Raw genomic sequence first — 6,958 nt, forward strand, 5'->3', positions numbered from 1 at the left:
TCATAAATATTCTATTTTTCCACCGTTCCCACATTATAACATACAATCTATTACTACATTTTTCAATCAACTCATCTGCCAAATCATATTTTTTATCCTTTTGTGCCACATATGCCGAAATAATCAACATGATATTATTATAGGAAATAAATTCCGAGTCCAATTGCGCTAACGAATAAATAACATCTTCTGTAACATCTTTTATTGCTAATGCTTTCATTCTCTGATATATTTCTTTAAATATCTTTTCTGATTCTGCCTTACTTAAAACCAAGGAATCCGTATTTTCTATTTCCGTTCCTTCCCCTATACCAATCTTTAAGGAATCACGGTTATATAAATGCAAACTGTCGCTATAATGATTATAAGATCCAACAGCCACATCAAGCCACCCTGCCAAAATCTCTTGTAACCCTGTAAATTGTACAAAATTATATGGCATCCCTAATAGCACATCATTACTACGCATAATTTGTGACCACTCTAATTTTCCCTGTCTTATTTTTAACATAGAACAAATATTACATGGAATATCCTCATCTCGTGGTTGTCCATTTTCTATAGGAAAGTCTATTTTTGTATCATATATTTGAATTACCACCTGTCTGCTTTCCGGCACATTTTGTAATGCCCGATACGCTGCAAACAGTTGATCAAAACCATAATGTGAACGAATTCTCTTCCCATACGCACCATGATAAAATTCACCTTTTCCCGCAAATTTCTCAAGTTTGGGATTCCAAAAGTTGATTATATCGGAGCGATCATCTCCATTCATAATCCACACCAGCTCTGCTAAAGCGTATCCTATACTAACTGGAGGTACTCTATCATAAATCCATTTTTGTCTAGGTTCTTCTATCGAAATAAAAGAATGAAGAATCTCATATACCCCACCTGTCCTACCTTCAACAAGTTCTTTTTGTTGTAAAAGCAAATTCGCTGCTTTTATCCAGACTTCATTTGCTGTCCTTCCTGCAATATATTCAGCCACTTTATACCCCTTTACTGATACAGAGCTTATTATTTATTCCCCATTTAGGAGGATAAAAATAGGCAATATTTTCTAGGTTTCGATTAACATATTGTTGTTTTATTCTTCTTCTGTCATTTAATCCACATATATCTGGATGCGCAATCCTGGCATATTTATCTGTCTCACAAAATAAATTTTGGCAATCTATCATCTGAAGTTTTCTACCAAATAATGTTTTGAACTTTAATCCTCTTTTTTCAAACTCTTCTTCTTGCCTTTCTGTTACATATTTAATAATATCTTCATATTCTAATCCTTTTAAATCCTTAAAACATTTTATTATTCCGTTTTTAGCACCAGGACCAGCTACGACAAATGACATCTCACTAAAATCACACAGTTCGCTATAGTTAATATCAATTGCAAACTGATAGGCCAAAAATGAACCTATTGTGGGGTAACTTAATAAAATTTCATATAAATCTTTCAAACTCTTAGCTTTTGCTATCTTCTTTGCTATTCCTGTTTGCATCATGTTCTCTAAAAGTTTCAAATTATTTTGATGTTTTTTATTAAAGCCAAAACAACTTTTTCCTGATGGCATTATATATGCTGCAGAATATATTTTTTCTTTATTAACAAGTTTCTGCGTTAATAATTGATTGTAAATACTATAATCATATGTCTTATAGGAAATTTCCCCTAATTTTTTTTCTAAATATTCCCATGTTTCAATTTTGTTGAATAATTTAAAAAGTATAATTCTAAAGCATTGATCTTCTGGAGAATATTGATTATTATCATATATAACATTTTTTATTAAGTACTGGCTAACACGATCTGAAGCTCTATATGCATTCGTAAATTTATATGTTTTTAAAATTTCATCATCAGTCCATGGAAACATTTTATTTTCTATACGACTATAAAAAACTTCTTGACGTTCTGTTGCAAACCTCCAATATGTGTCGTAAACCGGCGTTGGAACCAAATCTTTAAACCCCATAATATCTAATCTCCAAAAATATCATTATATATATTGCTTACCACTTTTTCTAAATTTCCATTATTACTTATTTTAATACATTTTGATTCCTTTTCAGCCATTTCTTGATACTTTTTAATAATCAAAGTTTCCTTTTTTATATCATAGTCTTTACTCCTTACACTACGTTCTAATAAATAAATTTTCCTTATATCTATATTTCTCCAAAACAATAACTCTGGAACAATAATTGATTGTATAATCTCTTCTTCTACCCCTCCAGCCGAACCATATACATATGTTGACCACCAAAAACGATCCAATAGGACAATATAATTGTTCCTGCTTAGCGGTATCAATTTGCGTTGAATCAAATCAATGTGAGCTGCTATATGAAGTAATTGCAAACTTGCTTCATTGACCGGTTTATCAAAGTAATCCTCTATATGATGGTGAATATTGTATACTAGACTGCCGAGCGTTCTTGGTTCATGCCCCGGAAACGCAAGAGCAATACAATTATCATCTCTTTCATCTTTTATTTTTCTATAAAGTTCTTCAATAATTGTTGTTTTTCCGACATTATCAATTCCTTCAAAAATATAAACACCTGCATACATCTTTCTATAGCCTTTCACTTTCAGTCGATTTTATTTAGCAGCCTCCTAACCATCAGTCTATGATTTACATTATAAAATAAGCTTTCATTTAATTCTTGTTCCCAGGGGTTGAGGTCTAACCAATCATTTTTTTCAATCCTCTCAAATGCATATTCACTGGAACGTCCTCCTACTGTGCCAACAAGAGCCACAGGAACATTGGTCTTTTTAGCCAGTTCCACTTCAATATCTACTCCTTGTTGGGCTTTATCCTCTTTTATTTTTCCTCCCAAACAAATTAATAACTCACTTTTCTTCTTACAAATCATTTGTTTGCGCATTTCTTGTAAACCGTCTGATAATACAAGTGTGCAATTTTCCTCAAGCTTCTCTACATCATAGCCATCAATATATGCTTTATCCATATGCATTTCAATGGAATATTTTATGTCTGGAGCATATAATCTTCCAATATCAAATATGAGTTTCTGAAAAGTCGGATGTGCCCCAAATACTAAAATATATCCATTCTTTATAATTTCTCTGGAATATACTGATACTGCTTCCAGCAAAGAAGCTTTATAAATTTCATCACAGTCTGGAAATGCTCCTGAAAGAATAATTCTTTTATTAAGTTGCTGTCTTTTAACACCAGAAACATTTTCAAGATTCATAATATAATCTTCAAAATTCTCTTCTGTTACCTTTGTATCACTGATTTCGCTTTCCCGATATCCATGATTTGAAAGCAGAAATAATTTATCACTTACTTCATAGGTTCTTTCTCTTTTAACTTTTTCTATAAATTTTTCTATATCAGCCGCTTTTGGATTTCTCCCAAAGCATTGTATGTAATGTTTTCTAATACCGCTGTCATATTTATCTTTTGTTTCTTCTTTATATTCTACTTTATATGCTAATATGGAATTTTTATCTCCAATTAGCTTTATCTTGTCTGCATCATTCAAATCATTCAAGTATTCAATATAAGAATATACTTGATTTGATGAATTCATAATAAGCTGAAAACATTTTTCTTCAATTTCATCAGCAATTTCAATTAATCTTTCCTGACAGTCAAATTCCTGGCTTCTATAACAAAGTATAGGACGTTCCCCTGGACGAATTTCCATCTTGGAATATGATGCATTATCAATTTGAATCCATAAAATAGGAATATCATTTATTAGCGCATAACATAGTTCTTTCATGATATACGAAGAATTCTGCGCTTCCTCTGTCTGCAAAAAAATCAGCACATCACTTATAGGCAAATTTTTATCAATATCTTTTTGAGCATCATCTCCTACCTCAACATTAACAACATCTCGATATACATTTCTTTCCCTCGTTAAATGTCTCAATTCATCTGCCAACTTTGCGGCAATATGTTCCCCATCAATTCTCCTATGGCTAATAAAATACAAAACTTCATCACGATATAACGGTGATAATGTTTGTGCAACAATTTTTCTGGAAAAAATATGCGCAATTGCTCTCATATTATTTTTCATAGGATTCCTATTTTCATTTCGGCAAGACACGTCAAAACTTTGTTTATCAGAAACGGGCTCAGGAGGCCTTCTACATTCTGGATTTTTTTCCATTGCCACCGCCCATATCCTACTTTTTATATCATTATATTTTTTTATAAGCTTAAGAAATTTTTGATCATATTTTCCGTCTTCAGCATTAAAAAACACAAAAATATCATTTGAATCAGCATTACCCGCCAACAGCTGGTCCACTTGAAAAACAGATGATATGTATAACTTATCTGTTACATATGTATCCAGAATCTCACGACATGACTCAAAAAAAATATTCGCATTATCAATTTTTTTCATTGTCAACTTTGGTTCACAAAATACTACCTTCATTTTTCTCCTCCATAATGAACAAATTCCCCTGCTTTTCTACTATAAGGGGTTCCAGATATCCCTGTACCATAATTACATCGAATATAATCAATAAAACTCAAAATTAAAACTTCATCACAACATACTTTGTGATTACGTCGATTCCATATCAATGCATTATACTCTGCTGGTATTTTAATCGCATTGTTACCAAAATAATAGTATTCTGTTGCAACCAATACTTTATCTGCTTTTGTATCTTGATTCAAGTTTTTATAGTTTATGCTCCCGTCTATATTACTATGGTGGGATGGATCCTGCACCCATTTATTTTGTGAATGGTGATATATATTATCGCCATACATGTGCATCATACCTTTATTAAATACAGGATGCTTATTTTTAAATCTACTATCTTCCCAATACTCATCGAATGTCAAAATTTCCTCCACTTTCATTAACATTACCAACTTCCCACGAATTGTCATTCGAGCCGAACCATACGCCCCGATCCAATCGCCCACTTGAGCACTATTTCGTATCCGCGGTTTACACGTAGCCAATGTACAGTATCCAAAATAAGGATTTGGTGCAAATCCATAATCTCTTGGAATTACATATGAGTAAAACTTCATATTCCTCTCCTAACATACAGAGCGTGGCAAATTCATAGGATTATTGTCTCTAGGCGTTCCATCTGGTTTTTCCCAATCCATGTCCTCTCCATTAATCGCTCTTACAATTTTCTCTCCATTCCATCCAACTAAATTATGTCCATGTTCATATAATTCTGCCGGAATATCCTCTTCTTTAGCACCTTGCAAAAATACCCCAATAATCCTTTTTCCCATTTCTGCAGCAGTTTTTATTTCCCAATTTACATAGTCACTCTTTGCTGTATCTTTTCCAATAAGCACTGCTACAGTTCCTGCCCATTTCATTTGTGGCTTTATAAGCTCTTGTTTTATATATTGTTCATTATGAGCATTATTCTTCAGCTTTTTTTCATAAATGGAACTATCTCGCATATCTATTCCATGTCTACCAATAAGATCCTTAAACGCATCAATTTTATCAGCATCATTATGATGATGTGATACAAAAATGTTTTTTATTTCGTCTGCCATAAAATTTCCTCCCCAATAACCGCTTTATTTTACAATCTATAATTATGAATTATTATTGACTCACCTACCATATTTAGTGGTTAATTCCATTATAACTGATATACTACAATTTATCTACCAATTATTGGCACTATTTTGACATAAACATTTCCTAAACTGGCACAGCAATGCGATTTACAGGGAAATTTCCCCATGCTATAATGGTCATGCTTAAAGCTGTACCCAGAAACGGGTATCCATTTCACCCAGGGAAACATCTGTCAACTGCAGGTGTTCTTTTTTTACCCAAAACCATTTCACCCATGCAGCACCTGCATGGCAGGAGCCGGGAGCCTTTCAAAGGGGCTGCCGGCTTTTTCAATCCAACTTACAGGAGGTAAATCATTGAAAAACAAAGAAATTCGTAAGCCCACCGCAAAACCGGGGTCCGGAAAGAAATTCCGCATCCCCCGCCAGAAACTCCTGACGGGAGCCGCCGCTTTCCTCTATTTCTTCGCCCTGTGTACAAACCAGGTCTATGCCACGGACATGTGGACCAAAGCGGATACCATTATGAAAGATGTCTACGGGAAGATCGTTGGCATCTCCACCATTGCCGCCATTGTGACCGCATCTGTCGCCCTGCTCCTGATGAATTTTTCCAAATCCGGGAAGACCGTGGATGAATCCCGCGCATGGCTCAAGCGCATCGCCATCTCCTGGGTTATCTTAAACGGGCTTGGCTTCATCCTCGCCTATGTCAGCCCGTTCTTTGCAGACGGCAAGTGGAACGGATGACCGGAAGGAGGGATGAACCATGGGAATTCTTGACGGCATTGTGGAATGGATCGCTGAGCAGGTGATGAACGGGCTTGACCTGATCTCTGTCTCCGTGCTGGGCGCCCTGGGATGTGACATGGGCACCTTCCTGCGGTATTTTCCCGCAGCGGAGACCATGTACCACATTTTCGTGGCCACCGCCATCGGGCTTGTGCTTTTAAACTGGGTATGGCAGCTTTTTAAGAATTTTGGTGTGATTGCCGGTGTGGAAGCAGAAGATCCCATCAAGCTGAGCATCCGTTCCGTGCTTTTCATCGGCCTGATCTATTACTGTGACCAGATCACGGATATGGTGCTCGCCATCGGAGGCACGCCCTACTCCTGGATCCGGTCCTCGGACCTGCCGCCCTTAAACTTTGCGGATTTCAATTCCGTCCTGCTGACGATCCTTGGCGTCTGCGCCAATGGCTCCGTGGCACTGATCGCACTCATCCTGATACTGATCCTTGCCTGGAATTACATCAAGCTGCTGTTTGAAGCGGCGGAAAGGTATATCCTGCTGGGCGTGATCGTCTATACGGCTCCCATGGCCTTTGCCACAGGATCCTCCCAGTCCACATCCAACATCTTCAAATCCTGGTGCCGGATGTTTG

The 6,958-nt window shown here is 35.9% G+C and carries 8 protein-coding genes; 2 read left to right on the forward strand and 6 right to left on the reverse strand.

What is annotated here, in order from left to right; genetic code table 11:
* The 6 genes from VSQ61_RS22300 to VSQ61_RS22325 form a co-directional block, all read right to left on the reverse strand.
* Positions 1 to 994: thymidylate synthase (locus VSQ61_RS22300; protein ID WP_334346515.1), on the reverse strand; the 994-nt coding region annotated here is incomplete at its 3' end.
* A 1-nt stretch (position 995) separates the two neighbouring features.
* Positions 996 to 1,982 carry a nucleotide kinase domain-containing protein gene (locus VSQ61_RS22305; RefSeq protein WP_334346516.1) on the reverse strand — a complete coding sequence of 329 codons (987 nt, stop codon included), beginning with the start codon at positions 1,980 to 1,982 and terminating at the stop codon, positions 996 to 998.
* A 5-nt stretch (positions 1,983 to 1,987) separates the two neighbouring features.
* Entirely contained in the window at positions 1,988 to 2,581 is a 594-nt protein-coding gene (locus tag VSQ61_RS22310) for a dTMP kinase (protein WP_334346517.1), read from the reverse strand.
* 20 nt (positions 2,582 to 2,601) lie between these two features.
* On the reverse strand, positions 2,602 to 4,440 hold the full coding sequence (locus tag VSQ61_RS22315) for a toll/interleukin-1 receptor domain-containing protein (RefSeq protein ID WP_334346518.1): 1,839 nt from the start codon (positions 4,438 to 4,440) through the stop codon (positions 2,602 to 2,604).
* Positions 4,437 to 5,054 (reverse strand): Nmad2 family putative nucleotide modification protein, encoded by a 618-nt coding sequence (locus VSQ61_RS22320; RefSeq protein WP_334346519.1) that lies wholly within the window; start codon positions 5,052 to 5,054, stop codon positions 4,437 to 4,439. Before VSQ61_RS22320 ends, VSQ61_RS22315 begins: the two co-directional genes overlap by 4 nt.
* Before the next feature lie 9 nt (positions 5,055 to 5,063).
* Positions 5,064 to 5,546 carry a TIR domain-containing protein gene (locus VSQ61_RS22325; RefSeq protein WP_334346520.1) on the reverse strand — a complete coding sequence of 161 codons (483 nt, stop codon included), beginning with the start codon at positions 5,544 to 5,546 and terminating at the stop codon, positions 5,064 to 5,066.
* Positions 5,547 to 5,930: 384 nt separating this feature from the next.
* Here VSQ61_RS22325 and VSQ61_RS22330 point away from each other — a divergent pair, with 384 nt between their 5' ends.
* Both VSQ61_RS22330 and VSQ61_RS22335 read left to right on the forward strand, forming a co-directional pair.
* The gene (locus tag VSQ61_RS22330; RefSeq protein WP_502877071.1) at positions 5,931 to 6,323 is read left to right on the forward strand and encodes a fimbrial protein; all 393 of its coding nucleotides are present in this window, start codon (positions 5,931 to 5,933) and stop codon (positions 6,321 to 6,323) included.
* Between the two features lie 19 nt (positions 6,324 to 6,342).
* On the forward strand, positions 6,343 to 6,958 hold a 616-nt coding region (locus VSQ61_RS22335; protein ID WP_334346521.1), incomplete at its 3' end, for a hypothetical protein.

Origin of the sequence: Candidatus Merdisoma sp. JLR.KK006 (assembly GCF_036941035.1) — a bacterium.
GTDB lineage: Bacteria > Bacillota > Clostridia > Lachnospirales > Lachnospiraceae > Laedolimicola.

Bases quoted from the DNA above. Each gene is read 5' to 3' on its own strand.
- VSQ61_RS22305 (WP_334346516.1), bottom strand. From the start codon at position 1,982: ATGGGGTTTAAAGATTTGGTTCCAACGCCGGTTTACGACACATATTGG.
- VSQ61_RS22310 (WP_334346517.1), bottom strand. From the start codon at position 2,581: ATGTATGCAGGTGTTTATATTTTTGAAGGAATTGATAATGTCGGAAAA.
- VSQ61_RS22315 (WP_334346518.1), bottom strand. From the start codon at position 4,440: ATGAAGGTAGTATTTTGTGAACCAAAGTTGACAATGAAAAAAATTGAT.
- VSQ61_RS22320 (WP_334346519.1), bottom strand. From the start codon at position 5,054: ATGAAGTTTTACTCATATGTAATTCCAAGAGATTATGGATTTGCACCA.
- VSQ61_RS22325 (WP_334346520.1), bottom strand. From the start codon at position 5,546: ATGGCAGACGAAATAAAAAACATTTTTGTATCACATCATCATAATGAT.